A 24,499-nucleotide genomic window follows, 5' to 3' on the forward strand; every position below is an offset into this window, starting at 1 on the left:
GGTTTTAACCGTTCGAAATCTCGACCAGCCTGTCGAGCACTTTCAGCGCGCGGCCGCTGTCGATGGCCTGCGCCGCCGTTACCATGCCGTCGGCAAGCGTCGTCGCCTTGCCGGCTACCACCAGCCCGGCGCCGGCATTCATCAGCACCGTATCGCGAAAGGCGCCAGCGGCGCCGCCCAGCATGTCGCGCAGTGCCTGGGCGTTGTGGGCGGCGTCGCCGCCGCGCAACTCGTCCTTGGTGTGACGCGTCAGCCCGACTGCTTCCGGGGTCAGCACAAAGCTGCGTATCTCGCCGCCGGCCAATTCGGCGACCTGCGTTTCGCCGGTGGTGGTGATCTCGTCATAGCCGTCGCCATGGACGACCCAGGCGTGGTCGGCGCCAAGCTCCTTCAACGTTTCTGCCACCGGCATGATCCATTCGGGCAGGAACACGCCGATCATCTGCCGTCTGACACTGGCCGGATTGGAAAGCGGGCCCAGCAGGTTGAAGATGGTGCGGGTGCCGAGCTCGACCCGGGTCGGGCCGACATGCTTCATCGCCGGGTGATGCGCCGGAGCGAACATGAAGCCAACGCCGGCCTCGTGAATACAGCGGCCGATCGTCTCCGGAGGGATGTCGATCTTGACGCCCAATGCGATCAGCACATCGGCGGCGCCGGTCAGCGAGGACAGTCCGCGATTGCCGTGCTTGGCGACGGGCACGCCGCTGCCGGCGATGACGAAGGCGGATGCGGTCGAAATGTTGACGCTGTGCGAATTGTCGCCGCCGGTGCCGACAATGTCGATGGCGCCCTCGGGGGCTTCGACGCGCAGCATCTTGGCGCGCATGGTGGCGACAGCGCCGGCGATCTCGCTGACGGTCTCGCCGCGCACGCGCAATGCCATCAGGAAGCCGCCTATCTGGCCCGGAGTAGCATCGCCCGACATGATAATGTCGAAGGCCTCGCGCGCCTCCTCGAAAGAAAGAGCGCTGCCGGCGGCGACCTTGGCGATGTGGATCTTCAGTGCGCTCATCTGGCCAGGGCTTGGGTTACGGCAGTCTGATCAATGCGGACGTCATATTGCGTCTGCAACTGCGCTACTAACTGGTCGAGCAGGTCGTCGGACATGCCGGATGTGAAGGATTTCTGTGCGTCCTGGGGTACTGAGCTGGCGTCGGCCCCGGCGGGCTCGAATACCTCGGCAACCTTGAACAGGATCTGTCCGTCGCCGGTGGGCGAGGGGATCAGCCCGGTGCCGCCTTCGCCGACGCCGAACATCGCGGCGGCCCCTTCCTTGCCGAAATCGACGTCGTCAGCATCGCGCTTGACGCCGCGTTTGGTCTGTTTTTCGAGCTTGAGCTCACCGGCGATCACCTCGAGCGTGGCGCCGGCCTTGAGACGCTTCTCGAGCTCTTGTGCTTTTGCGGTGAGCCGTTTGGTGGTCTCCGCCGCGGTCCAGTCGGCCACGACCTTCTGGCGGACTTCGTCCAACGTGCGGTCACGGGCCGGCGTGATCGCGCTCACGTCGTAGAAGACGAAGCCGTTATCGGCGGTGGTGAGACCTTCATTGTCGGTTCCGGGTTCGGATTCGAACACTGCCTTGATGAGCGCCGGCGATTCCGGCAGGTCTTTGACGATGCTTCCATCCGGCCGTTGGCCGGTGCGGTCGATGGCGTCGATGGTGACGACCTTCAGCTTCAATTTGGCGGCTGCCTCGGCGAGCGAACTGCCCGAGGCGCGCGTATCCTCGTAATTGTCGTGCACGTCCAGCAAGATGCGGCTTGCCTCGCCCAGTGCCAGGTCCTTGCGGATCTGCTCGGATACTTCGGCCAGCGGCTTCACCACTTCCGGCTTGATCTCGGTGACGCGCAGCAGAACGGGACCAAATGCGCCTTGTACGACCGGGCTGACCTCATTGACGTTGAGCTTGAAGGCAGCGTCGGCGACCGCCTTGTCGGCGATCTTGTCCTTGGCCAGCGTGCCGAGCAGCGTGTCGGCCGGGGTCTTGCCCTCGGCGGCGACGATCTTGTCGAAGGTCGCGCCGGTCCTGAGCGAATCGAGCGCCGCCTTTGCGGCATCAGGCGTCTTGAATACAAGCTGCTCGATGGTGCGCATCTCCGGCGTGGTGTAGCGCGCCTTGTTCTTGTTGTAGTCGTCGCTGACCTGTTGGTCGGTCACCGCGCTCAAATCCATGATGTCTTCCGGCTCGAGCCTGACATAGGAGAACTTGCGGTATTCGGGAGCGGCGTAGGTTTTCTTGTTTTCCTCGAAATAGGCCGAAAGCACGCTGTCGGACGGCGCTTCTATCGGCTCGACAAGCGATTTCGGCAAGGTCAGGTAGTCGATGGTGCGATCTTCGCCGCGATAGAGCGCGACCGCCTTGAAGAATGTATCAGGGGCCTTGAGGCCGTCCGAAACCGCCTCGACGATCTGCTGGCGGACCGCGACCTGGGCGCGGTTCTTCAAATAGTCTTCCGGCCGCATGCCGATCTGCCGAAGCAGGTACTCGAACGTTCTCCTGTCGAAGGTTCCGGCAGGCCCTTTGAACGCCGGGTCTTCACGCGTCAGTTCGGCGAGCCGGTCCTTGGACAGGCCGAGGCCGAGCTTGCGGGCCTGCTCGTCGAGGACGGCACCCGATACGAGTTGCGCCAGCACCTGGTTGTCGATGCCGAGCGCCGTCGCCTGCTCACGGCTGATGCGCTGGCCGAATTGCTGCGACATGACGCTGAGCTGGCGATCGTAGGCGAGGCGGTATTCGTTGATAGAGACCTTGGTGCCTCCGGCCGTGATCACGGCGTCATGGCCGGCAAGACCGCCCATCAGCCGTCCCGAGATACCCCAGACGGCGAAGCTCAACACCAACAATGACAGCAGCAGTTTCGCGACCCAGGTCCCCGCCGCACTTCTCAACATACCAAGCATGAGTACTTCCGATTTTTGCGCATTTCGCATGCGCCGAGTCTGAAACAAGCGCAATAGCGCCCTTCCTGCTCACTGTCGATTGCTTTGTGGCCTGATTTTGATAGTGAGGGCCAGCTGGAAATTGGCCCGGAGAAACAATCCCATGACGCCTGGAATCCGCCCGCTCGTCGCCGGCAACTGGAAAATGAACGGTACCAGCGCCTCGCTCAACGAGCTCAGGATGATCGGCAACGGCTTCATGAGCGGGCTCGACGCCGAGACCGAAGCGGTGCTCTGCGTGCCGGCGACCTTACTTGCGCACGCCGCCGAGATTCTGTCGCGCACACCGGTGCGGGCCGGCGGAGAGGATTGCCACACCGAGGAAAGCGGCGCCTATACCGGCTGCATTTCGGCCGAGATGCTGAAGGATGCAGGAGCCAGCCATGTCATTGTCGGCCATTCCGAATGCCGCGCCGATCGCAAGGAGGACGATGCCTTAGTGCAGGCCAAGGCCTCCGCCGCATGGCGTGCCGGGCTGGTGGCCATCATCTGCATTGGTGAGACAAGAGCCGAACGCGAAGCAGGAGCCACGCTCGACGTGCTGTCGCGCCAGGTCGCTGGCTCGGTCCCGCCAAACGCCACGGCTTCCAACACCGTCATTGCCTATGAGCCGGTATGGGCGATCGGCACCGGCTTGACCCCGACCGCCGCCGACGTCGCCGAGGCACATGCGCATATCCGCGAAGAACTGGCCCGGAAGCTCGGCAATACGGCGGCCAAGATGCGCATTCTCTACGGCGGCTCGGTCAAGCCGTCCAACGCCGTCGAGTTGCTAGGCGTCAGGAATGTCGATGGCGCGCTGGTCGGCGGCGCCAGCCTAAAGGCGGCGGACTTCCTCGGCATCGCGGAAGCCTATCGAAACATCGCTTGATACAAGGCTGCTTGCTGCATTTGAGCGGACGGCCGGCGCCGAAATCGTTGCAAAGGACGCATTGCTTCCCATATTCCGGCCACGGGCTTGGAAATGCCGTCAAAGCATTGTATTGAGCCGCCTCCAAATCAGCGGCCGCACCAGGCCTTGCCAGGATAAATTATGGAAACCGTACTGATCGTCGTCCACCTCATGGTCGTGCTCGCGCTTGTCGGCGTGGTGCTGCTGCAGCGCTCCGAAGGCGGCGGCCTCGGCATCGGCGGCGGATCGGGCTTCATGACCGCGCGTGGCGCCGCCAATGCGCTGACGCGGGCGACGGCGATCCTGGCCGCAGCTTTCTTCGTCACTTCGCTGACACTGTCGATCGTAGCGCGCTATGGCGAGAAGCCGATCGACATTCTCGATCGCGTGCCGGCGACCTCGGACGGGGCAGGCAAGGGCGTACTCAACCAATTGCCCGGAACCACGACGCCGACGCCGCCTTCGGGCACCACGGCGCCGACCCCGCCGTCCGGCAATGGCGCGGCAACGACGCCGCCGGCAACCGCTCCGGCGACGCCGCCAGCGACAAACGGCGCCACCGCGCCGGCCACGCCGCAGGTCCCCAACCAGTAATCGGGCATCTTATGCCGCGATCTGTTGTCGTTTGAACACAGTCGCGGCAAATGCCGCACGATCACGAAGATTCGACCGCACCGCGCGCTTGAGGCGCTTCCGGCTAATCGATTATAGGTTGCACGCGGCATTCTCGGCGTCCTTGGGGGGCGCCGGGCGATGCCGTGGGCAACAAGCATTGAACGATCGGATCTTCCCCATGCAGCTTCGCAGCTTCATTTTTGCCGGCCTTTGTGCCGTGCTCAGCCTAGGTGCGCCCGCTTACGCGGCCATGCCGACGGCAAACTCGGCCCATAAAGCCGCAGCAACAACCGACGTCGTCAACGTCGCTGCCAAAAGCGATGCGGCGCAATTGAAGCTTCTCAAGAAGAAGAAAGATCCGACGCCGGACGACCTTGCGCAGATCCGCAAGATCGAAGCCAAGATCGCAGCCGACAAGGAAGCCGCTCGCGCCAAAGCACTCGAAGCCAGGAAGCTGGCGATGCGGGAGGCGGCGAAAGCCAAAGCCGATGCGGAACGGCAGGCATTCCTTGCCAAGAAGAGCCAGCCGCTCGCGGCGGCGAAGGTGGCTGACGCTACGCCAGCCAAGAAGAAGACCCTCAACATCATCGAACCGATTGCACCCATTGCGCCGATCCAGTCGGCCGAGCCGATCCCGGCCGAGGCCATGAACGTTGCCCTGACCGGCAACAATGGCGAGTTGCGCAGCGAACCGGTGGGGCAGAAGCCGCAGAGCGTCGGGCTGTTCGCGGGACTGTTCGGCGGCACAACTTCGTCGTCAATGTCGCTGCTTCCGGAAACACGCGCGCTCGACGCCGCACTCGAAAGGAAGCAGGCCAAGCGGCAGTTCAAGGTCAAGCCGGAATTCGTGCCGCAGGAGGTCGAATTCACTGGCTACAACCCGGGCACCATCGTCATCGATACCAGCGCTCGCCGTCTCTACCTCGTCGAATCATCGTCAACCGCCCGCCGTTATGCCATCGCGGTCGGCCGGGAAGGCCTGCAGTTCAAGGGTACGGTTGCCGTCGGCGACAAGCAGGAATGGCCGCGCTGGATTCCGACGCTGGATATGCAAAAGCGCGAACCCAAGCACTATGGCCAATACAAGGACGGTATGCCCGGCGGCGGCGACAATCCGCTCGGTGCGCGCGCCATCTATCTTTACGACGGCAAGAAGGATACCCACCTGCGCATTCACGGCACCATCGCGCCGCAGTCGATCGGAACCAGCGCCTCCAATGGCTGCTTCCGCATGATCAACGAGCACGTCATGGACCTTTACCGCCGGGTGAAAGTAGGCACCAAAGTCGTCATCATCTGACGCTTTGACAGATCGTGCCAAAAGGGCCGGCCTCGCCGGCCCTTTTGTTTTGATACGCCAACGACCAGAGCGCCTTCTTGGGAAAAAGCCTTCGCGGCGGTTTTTTCTCTGGCGGAATCAATTCGGCCGCGTTAAGCGATGACTCCCATGGCGCGATATGTATTCATCACAGGCGGCGTGGTTTCCTCACTTGGAAAAGGCATTGCTGCGGCGGCCCTTGGGGCTCTCTTGCAGGCGCGGGGCTATCGCGCACGCATCAAAAAGCTCGATCCTTATCTCAATGTCGATCCCGGCACGATGTCGCCCTATCAGCACGGCGAAGTCTTTGTGACCGATGACGGGGCCGAGACCGATCTCGATCTTGGCCATTATGAGCGCTTCACCGGCCGCTCGGCCAACCAGCAAGACAACATCACCACCGGCCGCATCTATAAGAACATCATCGAGCGCGAGCGGCGCGGCGACTATCTCGGCGCCACCGTGCAGGTCATTCCGCACGTCACCGACGAGATCAAGAACTTCGTCCTCAACGGCAATGACGATTACGATTTCGTGCTGTGCGAGATCGGCGGCACCGTCGGCGACATCGAAGCGATGCCGTTCCTGGAGGCGATCCGCCAGCTCGGCAACGACCTGCCGCGCAACAACGCCGTCTACGTCCACCTGACCTTAATGCCTTACATTCCGACGGCAGGCGAACTGAAGACCAAGCCGACGCAGCATTCGGTCAAGGAGTTGCGCGGCATCGGCATTGCACCCGACATACTGCTGGTCCGCGCCGACCGGCCGATCCCCAAGGAAGAGCGCAGAAAGCTGTCGCTGTTCTGCAATGTCCGCGAAAGCGCCGTCATCCAGGCGCTCGACGTCCCGCACATCTACGACGTGCCGATGGCCTATCACAATGAAGGGCTCGACTCGGAAGTGCTGGCCGCCTTCGGCATCGATCCGGCGCCGAAGCCGCGCATGGAACGCTGGCAAGCGGTGTCCAACCGCATCCACAATCCGGAAGGCGAAGTGACCATTGCCGTCGTCGGCAAATATACAGGCCTCAAGGACGCCTACAAATCGCTGATCGAGGCGCTGTCGCATGGCGGCCTCGCCAACCGGGTGAAGGTCAAGCTCGACTGGATCGAAAGCGAGATATTCGAGAAGGAAGACCCGGCGCCGTGGCTGGAGAAGGTCCATGGCATTCTCGTCCCCGGCGGTTTTGGCGAGCGCGGCTCGGAGGGTAAGATCCTGGCGGCGAAGTTCGCGCGCGAGCGCAAGGTGCCGTATTTCGGCATCTGCTTCGGCATGCAGATGGCCTGCATCGAGGCGGCGCGTTCGCTGGCCGGCGTCGAGCACGCATCATCGACCGAGTTCGGCCCGACCGAGGAGCCGGTCGTCGGCTTGATGACCGAATGGCTGAAGGGCAACATGCTGGAAAAGCGCAGGGAAACCGGCGACCTTGGCGGGACCATGCGGCTCGGTGCCTACCAGGCCGACCTCGCCAAGGGATCGAAGATCGCTGAGATCTATGGCGATACCCAGATTTCCGAACGCCATCGTCACCGCTACGAGGTCAATGTCGACTACAAGGAGCGGCTCGAGAATTGCGGCCTGGTGTTTGCCGGCATGTCGCCGGACGGCGTGCTGCCGGAAACGGTCGAATATCCAGACCACCCCTGGTTCATCGGCGTGCAGTACCATCCCGAGCTGAAAAGCCGGCCGCTCGATCCACACCCGCTGTTTGCCAGCTTCATCGAGGCGGCGGTAGAGCAGTCGCGTCTGGTCTAGACTAGCCGCCCATGCAAACTTACGTCGCGCTGCTCTACAGCGTTGTTCTGGGCGAGGGGCGGCGGGTCGCCATGTCCGATCTGAAGGCGATGGCCGAAGACCTGGGCCTGAATAACCCGCGCACGCTGGTGGCGACCGGCAATCTTGTTTTCGAGGCGCAAGAAACAGAACTTGCGGCGTTGGAGCAGCGGCTGGAGGCGGCGTTTGCAAAGACTTTCGGCCGCCACGTCGACATCGTCGTGCGCCGCGCCGACGGCTGGCTGAGGCTGGCGGCCGGCAATCCGTTCCCAGCCGAATCGGCTGAGGCCGCGGACCAGGTGGCGGTGCGCGTGATGCGGGCGCCCGTTCGCGACGAGGCCGCCGCGGCGCTTGAGGCCTATGCCGGCGAGGGCGAGAAGCTGCGGATTGTCGGCGGCGACATCTGGATCGTCTTTTCGCGCGAGACGCCGAGTTCGCGGCTGCTTGCAGCGGTCAGTCAGAAACGCCTGGGCATCGGCACCTCGCGCAACTGGAACACCGTACGCCGCCTGGCCGAGATGGTCGCAGAATGAACGGGGCGGCTTGCGCCGCCCCGAATCGCTCAAGCCTTGGCTATCCTGGCTCCGGCACCGAGTGCCATCGTGCGCAGCACGTAATAGATGACGCCGGCAATTGCCACGCCGAAGAACCAGCCATAGACGCCCCACCATGACGGCAGCAGACTGGTGAAGTTGGGCAGGATCGAGGAGAAGACCGCGCCGATGCCGGCGGCGATGAAGGCATTGACATGCCAGCCGCCCTGGAAGCGGAATTCGCCATTCTCCCTGTAGAGCGCCTCGACGTCGACCTCGCCCTTCCGGATCAGGTAATAGTCGACCATCATCACGCCGAAGATCGGCCCCATCGTCGCGCCAATGATGTTGACGAAGGAGGCAGCACTGCCTTCCCAGGGCGCGAAAGGATAAAGCACAAGTGCTATCAACGCCGCGATGTAACCGCCCTTCTTGAAGTCGATCTGGCGTGGAAAGACGTTGGAGAAGTCGAAGGCCGGCGACACGAAGTTCGCCACCACATTGATGCCGAGCGTCGCCACCGCAAAAGTCAGCGCTGCGAGCGCCGCCAGGAACCAGCTGTCGAACTTCGCCGAGATCTGGTCGGGATGCAGCAGCACTTCGCCATAAACGTCGAAGGCGGCGATCGTGGTGACGCCGGCGACAAGCGAGAACAGGATGAGATTGACCGGCAGGCCCCAGATGTTTCCCTTGCGCAGCGATGCCTTGTTCGGCGCATAGCGGGCGAAATCGCAGAAGTTGAGATAGAGCGCAGAGAAATAGGTCACCCAGATAGCCGCCACCGCAAACAGCGAGGTCCAGGAGCCCGGCGTGCCCGGCACGCCCGCGTCCTTCGTCTTTTCCAGCAGCACATCCATCGGGATGTCGCTGGTGAAGGCGAAGGTGCCTGCCTTGATGCAAAGATAGACGGCCAGGATCAACATCATCACCCACACCGCCGGTCCGGCCCAATCCTGGAAGCGGCGCACCGTTTCCATGCCCTTCTGGATGATCAGGAGCTGCAGCGCCCAGATGACGGCGAAGCAGATCACCTCGAGCCCGGAGTGGCCGAGGAAATGTGTGCTCTGGTTGAAGTCGGCGAACCATTGCGAGCGGATCAGCAGAGCTACGATCGCGCCTGAGGCAGCCGCCGTCTGCGCGCCGTACCAAAAGCAGGCGACTACGGCGCGCACCAGCGCCGGTACGTTGGCGCCCCAGATGCCGAAGGAGGCACGCGCCAGGACAGGGTAGGGCACCCCGGTCTTCACGCCGGCATAGCCGACCATGTTCATCAATGCATAGATGATCAGCGAACCGATACCGATGGCGATGATGAAGTTGACGAAGCCGCCGCAAAACAGGAACAGACTGGCCGCCAGATAGTAGCCCCACAGGCTGTGGACATCCGACGTCCAGACGTTGAAGATCGAGAACGGTCCCCAGTTTCGAACCTTTGCCGGGGCGAGATCGTCATTGTACAGGTCCGGTGATGCACCTTGTATGGTCATTGCTATGTCCTCCCCTTGTTATGGCACGCGCCTCCACGCATGGCAGCAGGTTAAGCCTGACGCAGGGGAACCGGCAAGCAGACGATTTGCCGGCTTGGCCTTAAAGACATTCAATGAGAACCGCGCTTATCGGCCGGACGATGCCGTGGCTGCGATGTTGATCTTCGCCCTTGATTCGGTCTCTGCCTGCTTGTCGGCCGGTAGAGCACCGGAGACCGCCGACGTCTCGAAACTGGCCTTGAGCCAGGCTATTGCGCCGGTCACGTCGTCGAGGGCATAGTTTGCGGCCGTCGGCCCGTTCGGCTTCACGCGGATGGAGATGCCGCCAATTTCATTGATCGCCTCGAAACCGTGTTCGTCCGATGTATCGTCTCCGAGGAATATCGGCCGCCGGCCGACAAAGGGCGGAATGTCCACAAAACGCCGGATGGCTGCACCTTTGACGGCTTCCAGGGGCATGAGCTCTACGCCGGCGTTTCCCGGAAGCACCCGATAACCCTTCGGAAGCCGGGCCAATGCCTGTTCGACGAGCTGGATTGCGGGCGCAAGCAGTTGCGGTGCTGCTCTTGTATGAACGGCAAGGACCGGCCCCTTGCGCTCGACATAGACCTTGCCGCTGCCCAGTTCGGCCTCGATCTCGTCGGCAAGGGCGGCGATGTCGGCCGGCGCGTCGGCGGCATCGATCGGACCGGTCGGCGTCAGCCGGTGCTCCAGCCCATACAGTCCGGCGATCCGCAGCTTCAGCGGATGGAACAGCTTGTCCACGGCGGGAATCGATCGGCCGGTGATGAAGGCGACCGCACCATCCAGCCGCCGCTCGATGCGTCCAAGCAGATTGCGCAATTCCTCGCCAACAAACACCGCGTCGGGATGGGCAGCGTGTTCCAGCAAGGTTCCGTCGATGTCGAGGAAGAGCGCCCATTGCCCTTCCGACAGGCTCAACGCTGGCGGTTGTTCAAAGCTTTTCACGATGCTGCCTTCCGTGCCCGCTCGAACATCGAGATGACGTTGTTGGTGTTCGATGGCGGGCGCTCGCCGGTTCCGGTCACCCTGTCGAGATCGCCGCGTTTGCGCAGGCGTGCGGCGTCCAGCAGCATGCTGCCGGCCCAGCGGTAGACATTGTTGTCGCGGACCATCTCACGCATCGGCCGCAAACGTTCGCGCTGCTCTTCCGGCGTCATCGTCAGCGCCTGCAACAGCGCCTCGCTCATCATGGCCGCATCGTAGGGGTTAACGATCAGTGCTTCCAGCAGTTCGCGCGACGCACCGGCGAAGGTGCTGAGCAAAAGCACGCCCTGTTCGTCGTCGCGCGCTGCGACGAATTCCTTGGCGACAAGGTTCATGCCGTCATGCAGGCTGGTGACCATGCAGATGTCGGCGGCGCGATAGACCTCGTAGACCTGCTCCTGCCGATGATGTTCGGCGACCATCAGGATAGGACTGTATGTCTCGCTGCCATAGCGTCGGTTGAGCTCGTCGGCATAGCGGCGGCATTCGTCGTGGAGTTGCTGGTAGGCGGGCAATGTCCCCCGGCTCGGCGCCGCGATCTGCAGGAAAACCACCTTGCCTATCCATTCGGGATATTTCGTGAACAATTCGTCCAAGGCATGGAAGCGATCGAGAATGCCTTTCGTGTAGTCGAGGCGCTCGACTCCGATGCACAGTTTGGTATCCGCTGACAGGCCGAATCTGTCGCGGACACGGGCGCGGCACTCCTCGACAGACGGCAGTTTTGCCAGCAATTGGGCCGGCCATTCTATGGAAATGGGATAGGCGTGGACCAATGTGGTCTGCCCACCATAGGAGATTGCCGCGTCTGCCCGTTCGATCCGGCTCTCCAGAAAGCGGTCGACACTTTCGGTGAAGTTGTTGGCATGGAATTGGGTATGAAAGCCGATGATCGAACTGCCGAGCAGTCCCTCCAGGATCCGCTCACGCCACGGACAGATGCTGAACACTTCCGAATTGGGCCAGGGGATATGCCAGAAGGTGATGACTATCGCGTCCGGCAGGCGCTGGCGAATCATGCGCGGCAGCAGCGCAAAATGGTAGTCCTGCACTAGCACGATCGGCCGTTCGTTGCGGGCTTCGGCAACCACCGTATCGGCGAATTTGCGGTTGACGGCCTCGTAGGCGTCCCAGTCCGAGGCGCGAAACACGGGGCGGGTGAAGGCGATATGGCAAAGCGGCCATAGCCCCTCATTGGCGAAACCCAGATAATAGCCTTGATATTCCTCCTCCGTCAGCCAGACCCTGCGCAGCGTGTAGGACGGATTGCCTGGCGGCACCTGCACCCGGTCGTCCTTGTCGACTGTGAGGCGGTCTGCCGTGCCGCCGCCATAGGCGATCCAGGTGCCGGCACAGGCGCGGGTGATGGGCTCGAGTGCCGAAACCAGCCCGCTGGCCGGCACTAAAAGTTGCACGCCGTCATCCTTGATGTTGTGGATGTAGGGTTCGCGGTTGGACACGACGATGACCTGTGCGTCCGGCAGGTCATCGGCCAGGATCTTGCGCAAGGTGTCGGGCGACCACGTGACGAGTGCCGCATCGGCCGATTGGCCGTTCTTTTCGAACTCGCGCAGCACCTTGCGTGCCGCTTCCGACGCGACATCCTCGCTCGGCGTGTATGCGGCCGCCGTTGCGCGGCCGCGGCGCTGGCGGGATATCGATAGGAGAATGGCAAAAGCGGAAAAGCCAAAACTTGCAATCAGCAAAACCCAGAGCAGGTTTACAGTATAATCTGACATCGAATGTGATCTCGCCTCCGGCCGGCCGATAGCCGTTTCTATTTGTTTTTCTGGTTCGCTGCCGTGTGACGACGACAGCATTCCCCGCTGCCCATTTTGCAACGCACAAAGAGGCTATCGGTTCCGGACGATTGCAATGCCGGGCATCATTTCGATGCGTCGCAGCGCGGCGGCATCAAGTGCGCACGATGAGCGGCACCATCCCCTCATACCGATCGGCGAGAAAGGCGACGACCCGGTCGCCGACACGCTGGAATGTGAGGTCGACCACCGTCGAGCCGACACCCAGATGCCGCAATGTCAGCGTGTCGATGCCGATCGGCAGCCTTGGGCGGGTGACCCGGATTTCGCTCTTCCAGCCGTCGATTTCGAGGCCAAGGCAGGCCTGCATCAGCATGAAGGCCGATCCCGCCGACCAGGCCTGCGGCAGGCACGCGACGGGATAGGCGATCGGCGCTTCGCCCGGCGACCGGGTAAAGCCGCAGAACAGTTCCGGCAGCCGCATGTTGAAATGGACAGCCGATTCGAACGTGCCGCTCATCAGCCGGACCACGCTGTCGCGCACGCCGTAACGTGCCAGGCCGGCACCGCACATGGCGGTGTCGTGCGGCCAGATCGAGCCATTGTGGTAGGACATCGGATTGAAGAATATCGCATCGTCGGCCAGCGTCCTCACTCCCCAACCAGAGTGGAACGACGCGGAGAGCAGCTGATCGGCGACCATCTGCGCCCGTTCCGGCTCGGGCAGCCCGACATAGAGAAGATGGCCGGCATTCGACGTCCGTACCTTGCAGAGCTCGCCTGCACCATCGATCGCCAGTGCATAGAAATTGAGATCGTCCATCCAGAAATGGCGTTCCACCGCGACGCGCATGGTTTCGGCGCGTTCCTCCCAATGATCGGCCTTGTCGTCCTCGCCGCGGCGGCGGGCGAGCGCTGCCAGCCCACGGAACGCGGCAAAGACGTAACCTTGCACCTCGACCAGGGCGATCGGCCCCTTGGGCATGCGGCCATCGGCATGGAAGACGGAATCGAAACTGTCCTTCCAGCCCTGGTTGGCGAGGCCGGTCTCGGCGCCGCGCTGGTAGGTAACGAAGCCGGTCGCGCGGCTTGTGTCTTCCGTCCATTCGGCCGCTGCACAAAGCGATGGCCACAGGCTGTCGACGAACGCCATGTCGCCGGTACGATCCGCATAGGCGCAAGCGAGATGAATGTAGAGCGGCGTGGTATCGACACCGCCGTAGTAGCGGCCGAACGGGAGCTCCCGCAGCGCCGCCATCTCGCCCTTGCGGGTCTCGTGCATGATCTTGCCCGGCTGCGAATCGCTGAACGGCGACGTTTCGGTTGCCTGATGCTGGGCGAGAAAGGCAAGTACGCCGCGCGCCAGCCCAGGATTCAACCACAGCATCTGCAGTGCGGAAATCACCCCGTCACGGCCAAACGCCGTCGAGAACCAGGGTATGCCGGCATAGGGGTAAGGTCCGGTTGCAAGCTCGGTGGTCAGCAACGCCACGTCTGCGCGCGCGCGTTCGATCCAGTCGTTGAAGACGCGGCCGGAGCTGTGCACCGTCGCGCCGTGGCGGCGTTTGGCGCGCATGCCGAAGCGAGCGCGGGCGGCGGCAGCCCGAAAACGGTCACGGTCGGGTGTCTCCGCCACCTCCGGGCCGACCTCGATATAGAGGACCTCGCTACTGCGCTTCGTCACCGCAACCAGGAAATCCGCACGGCTGGCGGTCAAATTGTCCGGCGCCTGCGAGAACGAGATCGCCGACAGGCGTACGAGCTGGTCCAGCCCGTCATATCGAAGCACCACGGATATCGGACTGGTCTCGGCGGCGTGGGCTATTCCGCGCTTGAGCCGGGTCGAACCGCGCACCTCGAACATGTCGCGGAAATCTGCTGCGAAATGCAAGGAAACCCGAATGGCCGACGATTCCTGGCTGTAGTTCGAAAGGGTGATGCGCTCGAACAGCCGGTCCTGCCAAAGCAGCCTGACGCGTTCTATGTGGATCGCCCCCTGCGGAATGTCGCGGCCACCGACACTCTGGATCGGCAGATTGGTCAGGTTAGAGGTGAAAAGCACATTGTCCTGGCTGAGCGATGCGCCCAGCAGCGACATTTGCCGGCCACCGATCGTCAGCCGGAATTCCGAAAGCACACGCGTGTCGTCTCGGAAAAAGCCGTCGCCGGCGCCGCGGATGTCGCCATAAGCGTCGGCCACCGCGAAGCAGTCGCCTTGCTTGAGGGCGAACAGTCGGTGCGGCTCCCGGGGCGCAACCTCGTCGAGCGAGGCAAGGGCTACGGCGGGATCAAGCTTACGCTCGTCGAGTTGATTCATACGTCACAAGCTCTGTCGTTTCGTTTCCAATGTCCACAATGACGCCGATCAGGACGCTCTCGCTTCACCGGGAGTGCCGATCAGGTGCGCATAGGCAGTCACATAGTCGTGGGCCATCCTCGTGGCAGAAAAACGGTTTTCGAATACGGCTCTCACCTGTCGCCTGTCGAGGCGCAGCAATTCCGGTATCGAGGCGACAGCAGCTTCGACTGAATCGACAAGGAAACCGGTCACGCCGTGGTCGATGATCTCCGGCAGGGCACCGCATTTCCAGGCGATCACCGGCGTGCCGCAGGCCATAGCCTCTATCGCGGCAAGACCGAACGGCTCCGGCCAATCGATCGGAAACAGCAGGCCGGCCGCCTTGCCGAGGAATTCCGCTTTTCTGTCCTCTTCGATCTCGCCGATGTAGTCGACACGGTCGCCGTCGATCAGCGGCTCGACCGTGCTGTGGAAAAAAGCGCGGTCGTCGTCGCCGATCTTTGCCGCAACCTTCAGTTTCAGCCCGGAGCGCAAGGCGATCTCAATGGCACGGTCCGGCCGCTTGTCGCGCGACAGCCGGCCCAGAAAGGCCAGATACGGCTCGTCCGCATCCGTCTCGAAAGTCGGCTCGTAGATATTGATCGGCAGCCCGTGATGGATGGTCGCCAGCCAATTGGCCATGGGTAGCCCGGTTCTCTGGCTGCGCGAAATCGAGATCATCGGAAAGCGCGGAAAACGTTCGTAGGCCGGGGCCAGGTCGACATAGTCGAGCCTGCCATGCGGTGTCGTCACCGTCCGGTCAGGCATGTGTTCGAAGAAAGGAAAATGCAGGAAGTGGCTGAGATGGAAATGGATGATGTCGAACTGTTGCGCCCGGTTCCTCACCTCGGCGAGCATCGCGAGATGCGCCGCGGTTTCGGATTTGTGCGGGCGCGGATCGAGACGGAGCGCGCGCTCGCGACACGCCACCAATTTTGCCGATGTCTTTGTATCGCCGCTGGCGAACAGGGTCACGTCATGGCCAAGCTCGACCAATCCTTCGGTCAGATAGGAGACGATGCGCTCCGTCCCTCCATAGAACCGGGGTGGCACGGATTCATGGAGCGGCGCCACATGGGCTATTCTCATGTTTTGGCATTTCCCTCAAAAAAGACTGCTCGTGGCATCGAAATGCATCAGCCGCGCTAACGTTCCCGTACCATAGCAAGATGTCATCCAATTGGGGCAAGATGTCATCCGATAGGGGCTGCGGGGCGTTTCCACCGCTGCTCGTCTGGTCCGCCAACATTTTCCAAGCCAAGCCCTCTTTGCCGGGAACCAAAGCCCGGTTCGCGAGTTTAGTGGGGTTCGATCGCACGCATCCGGTCGACGGGGAGGAAATGATGGACCGCTTGCAATTCTTTTCACCCGTGCGGATTTTGCGCGGACAGGGACAGCCCGTGGAGGAGATCGACAGCGTTGCCGAAGCAATGGCATTCTTGCGAAAATGGCCGGCCGGGCGGCGCGGGCCCGTTTACCAGTGCGCCGTGAATTGCTGCGCTGCGGCCATGGCCGGCCGGATGTCGGCCGAGGAAGCGCGAAAGGCTTTTACCGGCTTTGCCCGGATCACCCGCCTGCTCGAGGGCGATCGGCCGTTGCCGATGAGCGGCGAGGATCGGCATCGCGATCACGCGTTGAGGCGATAGGCGCCAACTGCCGCTGATCGTCAGAGCACGGGTGGCATTCAGCCGGAGCGCTCGATCGGCGACCGATGCGCTTTTGCGAACAGACGCGTTCATGGCCTGCAAATGCACAGGCCAGCTTCTGTCGACGAGCATCGCGACAGCCAGCGCAAGACCAAGCAATCCTGCGAGGCCGGTGAGGGGCGCGGTCGCCGATTTCGGTTGGAGCGTCAAGCTACTACTCCCGTTGTTATGAGGATTGATTGCCGTTGGCGGCCGCCAGGTCGCCGGCATGGGTCAAGTAGAGTGGCCACCGCCGCTGGTACCGCCTGTTCCGCTGGTTGCGGTTGTCGTGGCCGCCACCGCCATGATCGAGAACCGGAGTAAATTCCGAAATTTTGCATAGACACCTCGCTTTCTGACGCCTCGCTTCTCGGGCTCGCGCCCAAAGCTTCCTCGCTGTCGAGTGGGTGTTTGCAACAGGGCGGCAAACGGATCGCTTACGCCTCAGCGGTCGGGCTCAGGGGCGGCATAGAAAGTTGGACGAAGCGCAGACAATGGTGCCGCATTGCTGTATTTCGACCGGAAAAGGCCAGAGATGCACTTTTGGGGGAATCGATAATGTCGAAACGGCTTAGACTGGTCCTGGGAACTGCCTGCGCAATCGCCGTCGCCATCGTCTGGGGGATCGTCGCGACGTTGATGGGGGTGCCATCGATTCTGATCACCGTAGGAGCGGTCGCTATCGGCGCAGGCATCTACAGCTATCAAAGCCGGAGCTGATCCGGTATCCGGCGACGGCAGCTTAGCCGAAAAATCGCACAGTCGCGGACTGCCTGCGGCAATGTTCAGTGTACGAATATTACCAACGGCAGCGTTCTGGAACGAGTGGCCTCTCGAAGCTATTGTGTGACGGCCCGAGACCCCCGCCTCGGGCTATTGGGTCACCCAGCCGAGTGGTCCGCTGCTACCCAATGGCAGCGGACCCTTCACCCGGAAGACGGACATTGTGCCGAATCGAGGGAGAACGATGGTCGTCGACGAGATTGCAGCGCGGCGCCTGAAAATTCTGATCGAGCAATATATCGAGACCAGGAAGAGGCGCCACGATGAGGTTTCCACCGCAGCGGCTGAGATGGCGATCACGGCTGTCATGCCGAATTGCCCGGTCTCCGGAAAAGCCCTGGACGACATGATTGCGGCATGTGCGTTCGAACATGGGCTGGGGGTGCTGTTCGATCGACCTGACGCATGAAGGCCTGAATGCCATGAATCCCGATGTCAAAATCGTACAGTGCTGTCCTGTACGAATCCAACGCTGTTTCTGAGACCGCTCGCGACGACATAACCAACCAGCCGGAGCGGCATGCGAGATATTTTTTTCATTTCCGAAACAATGACGGCCGTTTGACGGAAAATTTCGAGGGGGAGCTGAATGGCCTATCTGCCGCCCAGGACAACGCCATGGCTTCGGCCAAGGAAATCCTGGCCGAGGGTCTGCTCAGCGGCGGCCCAGTTCTGACAGGCCTTTCCTTCGAAATCTGCGACGAGAACCGGAAGCTGCTTTTCCGATTTCCCTTCTCGGAAGCTGCCGAAAAGGCCGGCGCTCGACCTTGTTGGCCAAAAAGCCCGGGAATGCGGGCGAGCTTTGATCGAGCCTGGCTGAAAAACCGCATCTCGCGGCAAGACGGTCGTTGGTGCAAATCAGCACCGTAGGCAAATTAGTAGCATAGCTGCCGGCACAAAGCAAGAACAAACATGGCTTGCCTTGCCGAAAGGGCGTACGTTTCAGGAACTCGAGGGCAGGCCCGGGTAGGGGGCGCCAAGCGACATTGCGGTTTCCAACCGATGTGTCGATCTGTCGGGCTGGTGTTCGTCAGCTTCCCGAAACGTCTTCGCAGGATGCTGTGATCAGGAGTTCCTTTCTTCCGCGGTTACGTTTACAGGACGTTCTGGACAGTGTCGTTTGCGCGCCAGCAACTGGTCCGGGGCAAGGCCCAGCGCACAGTCGTCCTCCGTCAAGGAAACCAGTCCGGCGCCGCTTTTGGAGAACAATGATTTGTGGTGGTCAAATAAGCAAAAGAGATTCAAGGGAACGTGGGACGACCGACTGGACGGCCTATTCTCAGCAGAGGTCGACTACGCCGGGAAGTCCATTCTCGATGTTGGCTGCAACATGGGTGTTGTCGCCTATGAGATATCCAAGCTAGGACCGAGTTCGATCCATGGGATCGACATTCTCAAGCCGCATATCGAGACGGCCAGGATGATCTTCCTGGGTTGTCCGGTTCAAAGCCGGTTCGATTGTCTCGATCTTGGCAGCCGGAAGCTGCAAAATGTTCTCCAACCGCAGTATGACATCGTCATGCTGCTGGCGGTCTACCATCACATGCAGTGGAGCCTCGGCGCGGACAAGGCGCGACGCGTGCTGTGCGATATCGCCAGGCGTGCTCAAACGATCGTTGCCCGCGTTCCTCCTGGCAAGGATAGAGAGATGATCGCGGTGCTTTCGGATGTGGGCTTTTCAATCAAAAGCAATCACACTTCGCCTCTTGGAAGCCATCTCATGGTCCTCGCGAAACACTGACCGGGCATAGCGCGGCCGACGGCGAATGGCGCAAGAGCCGCGTGGCTGGGTCCGCTATGCTCGTATGCGAGGAACCGACGGTCGTAAGCCGATGACGTGCAAGGATCCGGTTCGGCATTGACTGCGGTCGGGAACGAAGCCACAGACAGGTGATCGAAACCGTTTCGCGCTTCAAGACAACACAAAGACCGGACGGGATCGCAACGGGCGGCGACGAGATGATTGCAAAGAAACGAGTGTCAACGGGCCCAGCATATCCGCTGATCAAGCGTCTGATTGGCGAAAATCTGCCGCCGCACAAGATGCTGTATGTGACAGGTTTGCTGTGCTCGATCGCTGCTGCTGCGGCGACCGGGGCAGCGGCCTGGATCATGAAAGTCATGATCAACACCATCTATGTCGAGCGAGACGCTGCCGCTGTATCGGGTATCAGCGTCCTCATCATCGGCATTTTCCTGGTCAAGGGCATAGCTGCCTACTGCCAGACCATCACCACGGGGAAGATTCGCCGGGCTATCGTTTCAGACCTTCAAAACCGTCAATTTTCCCGAATGGTGTATTTCGACATCAGCCGTTTCGCGAACCAGCATCCGGCAAAATTTATCTCCAAAATCATGTTCAACGCGCGCGCCGGGGCGACCGTTATTCTCACCCTCACGAGCAGCGCCGTCTCTGATCTGCTGACACTGATTGCGTTGGCCAGCGTCATGGTCAAGCAGGACCCGGTGATGTCGCTGATATCCGTGGCGGTTCTGCCGATGCTGTTCCTATCAGTCGGCGCGATAACCAGGAAGCTCAAGGCGCTGGCGAGGGGCGAGACGGAATTGGCCGCACAGGTCCAGTCGATCGGCACGGAAGCCGTCGAAGGCATCCGCACCATCAAATCCTTCCAGCTCGAGGACAAGGCGGTTGCCAGCTTTGCAAAGGCCGTCCGCAAGATGGAAAGACGTGGCATCCAGATCAACCGGACGTCAGCATTGATGAGCCCATTGATGGAGACCGGCGGCGGCGTGATCATCGGGCTTTTCGTTATGTACGCCAGCTGGCAGACCCTCGGCAACGGCAAGACGCCCGGCGAATTCATGGCCTTTATTACCGCGTTCCTGCTTGCCTATGAGCCTGCCAAGCGGTTGGCCCGGGTCAATGTCGACATCCAGAAGCAAATGGTCGCCGTCGAACAGATGTATGATTTGATCGACACGCCCGAGCAGCGGCGACGTGCAATCGCGGGCGAGCGCCTGGCCGACGTCGATGGTGGTATCCGCTTTGAAGATGTGGCCTTTTCCTATGACGGCAACAGCCCCGCGCTCGAGGGTGTTTCCTTCGACGTGCGACCTCGTGAGAAGCTGGCGATCGTCGGCCGCTCCGGCGCCGGCAAGACCACCATCGTCAATCTGATCCTGCGCCTGATGGAGCCGGACAAGGGCAGGATCCTGATCGACGGAAAGGACATTTCGAAGATCAGCCTGGCCGACGTTCGCGACAATATCGCACTGGTGTCACAGGACGTCTTCCTGTTCGAAGGCTCGATCCGCGACAACATTCGCGACGGCCGCCCGAGCGCCACGGATCAGGAAATCGAGTCCGCTGCGAACCTCGCCCGGGTCACCAGCTTTGCTTCGGCGCTCGAAAACGGGCTCGACACGCTTGTCGGGCCGAGCGGCACTAATCTGTCGGGCGGGCAGAAACAGCGCGTCGCCATCGCACGCGCCCTGCTCAAGAATGCTGCGGTAATCGTCTATGATGAAGCGACATCGGCGCTTGACGGTGAAAACGAACGGGCAGTCATGGAGGCAGCCTTCGACAACACATTTCAGCGCACAGTGATCTGCATTGCGCACAGGCTGTCTACAATTAAGGCGGCCGATCGTATTCTCGTGTTTGACGCCGGACAGCTTGTCGATGCTGGAACGCATGACCAGCTTGCCAAGCACAGCGAGATATATCGTTCGATATTCCACCTGGAGGCGCCCGATCCGATGGTCGAAAGCGGCAAAAAGCTGCGGCAGAGCATATTGCGCTGAGGGCCGATGACCAGCTTTTATCACGGTTCCTATGTTCGGTATGTGATTGGTGGACTGGGCCTTCAGGTGCGCCGGTACAAAAAGGCGGTGCGCAGGTTGTTTTCCGGCCCCAAGCAGCCGCGGTCCATTCTTGAGCTGCAAGCCAAGGTTGAGGCCCTGATCGTTCGCAGGGACTGGAAAGGCCTTGAAGCCGGTACCAATGAGATAGCTGTCGCGGCCGATCATAATCGCGACCCGGAGCTGATGCAGAAGGCGGGCCAGGCATTCGAACGGCTTGGCAACTTCGCGCGGGCAGCTGAGCTTCGGCTTTCCGCTCGCCGGCTGCGGAAAGGGAAAAGCGCGAACGAGTGGACCGGCGAGAATCTCGGATCGGATACACTGCTGATCGACCTTGTGGAGGATGACCCGCGCAGCCTTGGCCGGGTTATCCGCCACGCGCGACTGGCCGGCGCTGCCGCTGCCTATGCGCAAAGCGCAACAATCCGGGTCGAGCCGCGCCTGGTACCAATTCTGCAGCGAACGTTCCCGAAGGCGACCGTGGTCCCGGCGCAGCGGGATGTGGTCGCCAACAAACGTGCGACTTTCGAAGATCTCGCCTGGGTGTTCGGACGCGATGCCGAAAAGCTTGCTGCCGACTTCGTGCCGCTGCGGGCAGATCCTGAACACGTCGAGACATTCCGCAAGCGCTATCGGGCGATGACGGATCTGCCGCTGGTCGGCCTCTCCTGGGGCAGCAAATCCCACACCAAGGACGTGCCTGATTTTCCTGAATGGGCACGGTTCATCGCCCAGACACAAGCGACCTTCGTTTCGCTCCAGTACGGACAGATCAAGCCGGCGTTGCGGCGCCTTCGCAACGGCAATGACGCGCGTCTGATCTTTGACGACGGCGTCGACCAGATGGTCGACATGGACGGTTTCGCGGCACAGGTCGCCGCACTCGATGCTGTCGTGACGATCAGCAATACGGCGGCCCATCTTGCCGGAGCCCTTGGCGTGCCGACTGTTTTCCTCATCGACGATAATTTTCAGACGGCATGGCCGGTGACCGGCGACCGGACACCCTGGTATCCGAAGGGCATTGTCATTCGCAAGGAGGGGCGCACTTGGTCGCTGGTGCTCGACGAGGCCGGCCGGCGGCTCTCATCGATCCTGACGGCGCTTTCCGACGCTCCCCGAGGACGATAGAACATCGCCGTGCAGAACAGACGAACCATCCTTCAGAAAGCAAAAACCGCCGATCTGCGCCCGCAAGGCGCCGCCAGCAAGCGGCTGCAGAAGGTTCTCGAGCGGGCAAAGGAACTTCTTAGACGTCCCTCGCGCCACGCCGACGAAAGTGCCGAAAGGCATATGAGGCTGATGGAGGAAAGCGTGCAGCGTGGTGACTGGCAAACTGCTCGCGACCATGCACTGGCGCTTGGCGCGCTTGGTGAGCAGCTTGGCGATCTCGGCCTGATCAAGAAAGCGGGGCGCGGACTGAGGCGTCTCGACGGCGGAAATCGCATCTGGCAGTTGATGGCGGCGAGCAAGCAGCGCGGCAGACCCGATTGGGATGGCAGTGATCTTGCGGGTCGCACGCTTCTCGTCGATCGTCGCGAAGGCGACCTGGCGATCTTTTTCCAGTTCGCGTCGCTGCTTGGTCCAGTCGTCGCGGCTGCCGGTCGATGCATCGTCTTCGTCGAGCCGCGACTGGCACCGCTTTATCGCAGAACATATCCTGCGCTCGATGTTAGGATTGAAGGGGAAGAGGACATGGCGGCAGTGGACGCCGATGTCGTTGCCGGTTTCGAGACACTCGCAAAGCATTTCTGGCCGGACGACCCGGCGGCACGCGCGCCCTTCGTTCCGCTGGAGCCGGACCGCCGACTGGTTGCCGAGCTGCGCGGCACCTATCTCGATGGCGGCCCAGGTCCGCTGATCGGATTTGCCTGGGGAAGCCTGAACAAGAGCAAGGATCTGCCGGCTCTGGACGATTGGCGGACGCTGTTCGGCAGCCTGCCGGGGCGCCTCGTCAGCTTGCAATATGGCGATGTCGGGCCGGCTCTCTCCGAGTTCGAGCGCCACGCGCCGGGCCGCATCATCCATGACGCTTCCGTCGACCAGTTGACGGACATGGACCGCTTTGCCGCCCAAATCGCGGCGCTCGACGCAGTGGTGACGGTCAGCAATACCGGCGCCAACCTGGCCGGAGCGCTCGGCGTGCCGACGGTTGTCATGCTCGACGACGGGTTTCGACTGTCCTGGCCTGCCTTCGGCGAGACCGTCGCCGCATATCCGAGCGTTCGACTGGTCCGAAAAGGCGGCCGAACCTGGGCGTCGGCAGTGCAGGAAGCAGGCGGACGGGTCATGCAAATCATCGGCGGAGCTGGCGATGGAAGGTAGCCTACTTCTCGGCCGGTTGCGCCGCGCTGTCGCGCTTGCAGGCTACAAATACAAGGTCTGGTTCCGACGTCACCGGCGGCAGCTCTTCCTTCGCTGGCGTGACGGCGACATTGCCGATCAGATGGCGGATTATCGGCGAAGCGTCGAGTCCCGCGATTGGCCGGCGGCACTGCCGAAAGCCCTGGCTCTTGGATCCATTGCGAAATCGAGGGGCGAGGTCCACCTGATCGACGAGCTCAGCAAGGCGCTGATGCGGATGGGCGCCTATGGCGCAGCCGCCGAACTCAGGATTGCACGACGCCACATCGTCAACGGCCGCGTCGATGGCGAGTGGCTGGGCCAGGATATTTCTGGCCAGACACTGCTGATCGATCTGATGGAAACCGAAAAGCAGGGTCTGGCCACCGCGATCCATCATGCCAGCTCCGTTGGCTGTGCCCTGGCGCGCGCCGCCCGTTCGATCGTCCTCGTCGAGCGCCGCCTGGTACCGCTCTTTCAGCGCACTTTTCTAACTGCCGATGTGCGGCCGGTCGGTGCTGGCGGCAAGGCCGTCTATGCCGAGGCGCAGGCCTTCGCCGGCGTCCAGCATCTGACTGCCGTTTTCGAGACCGACGAGGCGACGATCCGCGAGCATTTCGTGCCCCTTAAGCCGGATCCGGCCCGGGTCGCTGAACTTCGCGCCCGCTACCGGAAGGAAGGGCGGCCGTTGGTCGGTGTCGCATGGGGCAGCTCCAATCCCGGCAAAGACCTGCCGCCGCTTGCCGCCTGGCGAAACCTGATCGGCCGCCGGGACCTCCGGTTCGTCTCGCTGCAGTACGGCCAGATCGAGACCGATCTGAAGATCCTGACCGACGGTGAGCCGGAGCGCATTCTTTATGACAGATCGGTCGATCAGCTCGTCGACATGGACCTTTTCGCCGCGCAGGTTGCCGCGATGGACGCCGTGGTGACCATCAGCAATACCGGAGCGCATCTGGCGGGCGCGCTCGGCATCCCCTCGGTTTTCATTCTGGGCGACGGCTTCAAGCGCTCCTGGCCGGTCGAGGGCGACCGCACGCCCTACTATCCATCGGCCGTGCTGGTCTCGAAACGGGAACGCCCCTGGTCCGTGGTGATGAGCGAGGCCGAGGCCATCCTGGCGCCATGGATCACAAAAGTGAGTGGCTAATGCATGTCGTCCGAAAGCGCGTCACTGAATACGCATCGACGCGATC

21 protein-coding genes are annotated in these 24,499 nt (G+C 61.9%); 14 read left to right on the forward strand and 7 right to left on the reverse strand.

The genetic code is table 11. From position 1 onward, the window contains the following. Positions 1–4: 4 nt before the first annotated feature. Together trpD and NKH50_RS03515 are read right to left on the reverse strand one after the other, a co-directional pair. On the reverse strand, positions 5–1,015 hold the full coding sequence (gene trpD, locus NKH50_RS03510) for an anthranilate phosphoribosyltransferase (RefSeq protein ID WP_352751705.1): 1,011 nt from the start codon (positions 1,013–1,015) through the stop codon (positions 5–7). Next, complete coding sequence (locus NKH50_RS03515) at positions 1,012–2,904, reverse strand: SurA N-terminal domain-containing protein (protein ID WP_254817296.1); 1,893 nt, start codon at positions 2,902–2,904, stop codon at positions 1,012–1,014. The genes trpD and NKH50_RS03515 overlap by 4 nt, the downstream gene beginning before the upstream one ends. A gap of 142 nt (positions 2,905–3,046) precedes the next feature. On the opposite strand from NKH50_RS03515, the gene tpiA reads away from it, so the two are divergent. From tpiA to NKH50_RS03540, 5 genes are all read left to right on the forward strand, one after another. Continuing rightward, positions 3,047–3,814 carry a triose-phosphate isomerase gene (tpiA, locus tag NKH50_RS03520; protein ID WP_352507308.1) on the forward strand — a complete coding sequence of 256 codons (768 nt, stop codon included), beginning with the start codon at positions 3,047–3,049 and terminating at the stop codon, positions 3,812–3,814. Positions 3,815–3,976: 162 nt separating this feature from the next. Then, complete coding sequence (gene secG, locus NKH50_RS03525) at positions 3,977–4,429, forward strand: preprotein translocase subunit SecG (RefSeq protein WP_254817294.1); 453 nt, start codon at positions 3,977–3,979, stop codon at positions 4,427–4,429. 199 nt (positions 4,430–4,628) lie between these two features. Next, a complete protein-coding gene (locus NKH50_RS03530) occupies positions 4,629–5,750 on the forward strand; it encodes a L,D-transpeptidase (protein ID WP_352751707.1) in 1,122 nt (373 codons plus the stop codon). Positions 5,751–5,897: 147 nt separating this feature from the next. Further along, positions 5,898–7,526 (forward strand): CTP synthase, encoded by a 1,629-nt coding sequence (gene pyrG, locus NKH50_RS03535; protein WP_254817292.1) that lies wholly within the window; start codon positions 5,898–5,900, stop codon positions 7,524–7,526. A gap of 11 nt (positions 7,527–7,537) precedes the next feature. Beyond that, positions 7,538–8,077 carry a DUF1697 domain-containing protein gene (locus NKH50_RS03540; protein ID WP_352736528.1) on the forward strand — a complete coding sequence of 180 codons (540 nt, stop codon included), beginning with the start codon at positions 7,538–7,540 and terminating at the stop codon, positions 8,075–8,077. A gap of 29 nt (positions 8,078–8,106) precedes the next feature. On the opposite strand, the gene NKH50_RS03545 is transcribed toward NKH50_RS03540, so the two are convergent. The 5 genes from NKH50_RS03545 to NKH50_RS03565 all read right to left on the reverse strand — a co-directional run bounded on the left by NKH50_RS03545 (position 8,107) and on the right by NKH50_RS03565 (position 15,759). Continuing rightward, entirely contained in the window at positions 8,107–9,564 is a 1,458-nt protein-coding gene (locus NKH50_RS03545) for an NCS1 family nucleobase:cation symporter-1 (protein ID WP_352876705.1), read from the reverse strand. A gap of 126 nt (positions 9,565–9,690) precedes the next feature. Next, positions 9,691–10,533 carry a trehalose-phosphatase gene (gene otsB / locus NKH50_RS03550; RefSeq protein WP_352736526.1) on the reverse strand — a complete coding sequence of 281 codons (843 nt, stop codon included), beginning with the start codon at positions 10,531–10,533 and terminating at the stop codon, positions 9,691–9,693. Next, positions 10,530–12,311, reverse strand: a complete 1,782-nt coding sequence (locus NKH50_RS03555; protein WP_254817288.1) for an alpha,alpha-trehalose-phosphate synthase (UDP-forming) — start codon at positions 12,309–12,311, stop codon at positions 10,530–10,532. The genes otsB and NKH50_RS03555 overlap by 4 nt, the downstream gene beginning before the upstream one ends. A gap of 175 nt (positions 12,312–12,486) precedes the next feature. After that, positions 12,487–14,649 (reverse strand): amylo-alpha-1,6-glucosidase, encoded by a 2,163-nt coding sequence (locus tag NKH50_RS03560; RefSeq protein WP_352876707.1) that lies wholly within the window; start codon positions 14,647–14,649, stop codon positions 12,487–12,489. A 48-nt stretch (positions 14,650–14,697) separates the two neighbouring features. After that, positions 14,698–15,759 (reverse strand): glycosyltransferase family 4 protein, encoded by a 1,062-nt coding sequence (locus tag NKH50_RS03565; RefSeq protein ID WP_352876709.1) that lies wholly within the window; start codon positions 15,757–15,759, stop codon positions 14,698–14,700. A 254-nt stretch (positions 15,760–16,013) separates the two neighbouring features. On the opposite strand from NKH50_RS03565, the gene NKH50_RS03570 reads away from it, so the two are divergent. The 9 genes from NKH50_RS03570 to NKH50_RS03610 all read left to right on the forward strand — a co-directional run bounded on the left by NKH50_RS03570 (position 16,014) and on the right by NKH50_RS03610 (position 24,453). Then, on the forward strand, positions 16,014–16,316 hold the full coding sequence (locus NKH50_RS03570) for a DUF982 domain-containing protein (RefSeq protein ID WP_254817285.1): 303 nt from the start codon (positions 16,014–16,016) through the stop codon (positions 16,314–16,316). A 597-nt stretch (positions 16,317–16,913) separates the two neighbouring features. Then, on the forward strand, positions 16,914–17,075 hold the full coding sequence (locus NKH50_RS03575; RefSeq protein ID WP_352736521.1) for a hypothetical protein: 162 nt from the start codon (positions 16,914–16,916) through the stop codon (positions 17,073–17,075). Positions 17,076–17,322: 247 nt separating this feature from the next. Continuing rightward, the gene (locus NKH50_RS03580) at positions 17,323–17,547 is read left to right on the forward strand and encodes a hypothetical protein (RefSeq protein WP_352736519.1); all 225 of its coding nucleotides are present in this window, start codon (positions 17,323–17,325) and stop codon (positions 17,545–17,547) included. A 23-nt stretch (positions 17,548–17,570) separates the two neighbouring features. Beyond that, on the forward strand, positions 17,571–18,008 hold the full coding sequence (locus NKH50_RS03585; protein ID WP_352736517.1) for a DUF6894 family protein: 438 nt from the start codon (positions 17,571–17,573) through the stop codon (positions 18,006–18,008). A gap of 250 nt (positions 18,009–18,258) precedes the next feature. Then, positions 18,259–18,879, forward strand: coding sequence for a class I SAM-dependent methyltransferase (locus NKH50_RS03590; RefSeq protein ID WP_352705942.1), 621 nt, complete (start codon positions 18,259–18,261; stop codon positions 18,877–18,879). A 236-nt stretch (positions 18,880–19,115) separates the two neighbouring features. Beyond that, the gene (locus NKH50_RS03595; RefSeq protein ID WP_352876713.1) at positions 19,116–20,903 is read left to right on the forward strand and encodes an ABC transporter ATP-binding protein; all 1,788 of its coding nucleotides are present in this window, start codon (positions 19,116–19,118) and stop codon (positions 20,901–20,903) included. A 6-nt stretch (positions 20,904–20,909) separates the two neighbouring features. Further along, entirely contained in the window at positions 20,910–22,091 is a 1,182-nt protein-coding gene (locus NKH50_RS03600) for a glycosyltransferase family 9 protein (protein ID WP_352876716.1), read from the forward strand. A 9-nt stretch (positions 22,092–22,100) separates the two neighbouring features. Then, the gene (locus tag NKH50_RS03605; protein WP_352876719.1) at positions 22,101–23,285 is read left to right on the forward strand and encodes a glycosyltransferase family 9 protein; all 1,185 of its coding nucleotides are present in this window, start codon (positions 22,101–22,103) and stop codon (positions 23,283–23,285) included. After that, positions 23,275–24,453, forward strand: a complete 1,179-nt coding sequence (locus NKH50_RS03610) for a glycosyltransferase family 9 protein (RefSeq protein ID WP_352876721.1) — start codon at positions 23,275–23,277, stop codon at positions 24,451–24,453. The genes NKH50_RS03605 and NKH50_RS03610 overlap by 11 nt, the downstream gene beginning before the upstream one ends. Positions 24,454–24,499: the final 46 nt, after the last annotated feature.

The sequence above is a fragment of the Mesorhizobium sp. M1027 genome (assembly GCF_040318745.1).
GTDB lineage: Bacteria > Pseudomonadota > Alphaproteobacteria > Rhizobiales > Rhizobiaceae > Mesorhizobium.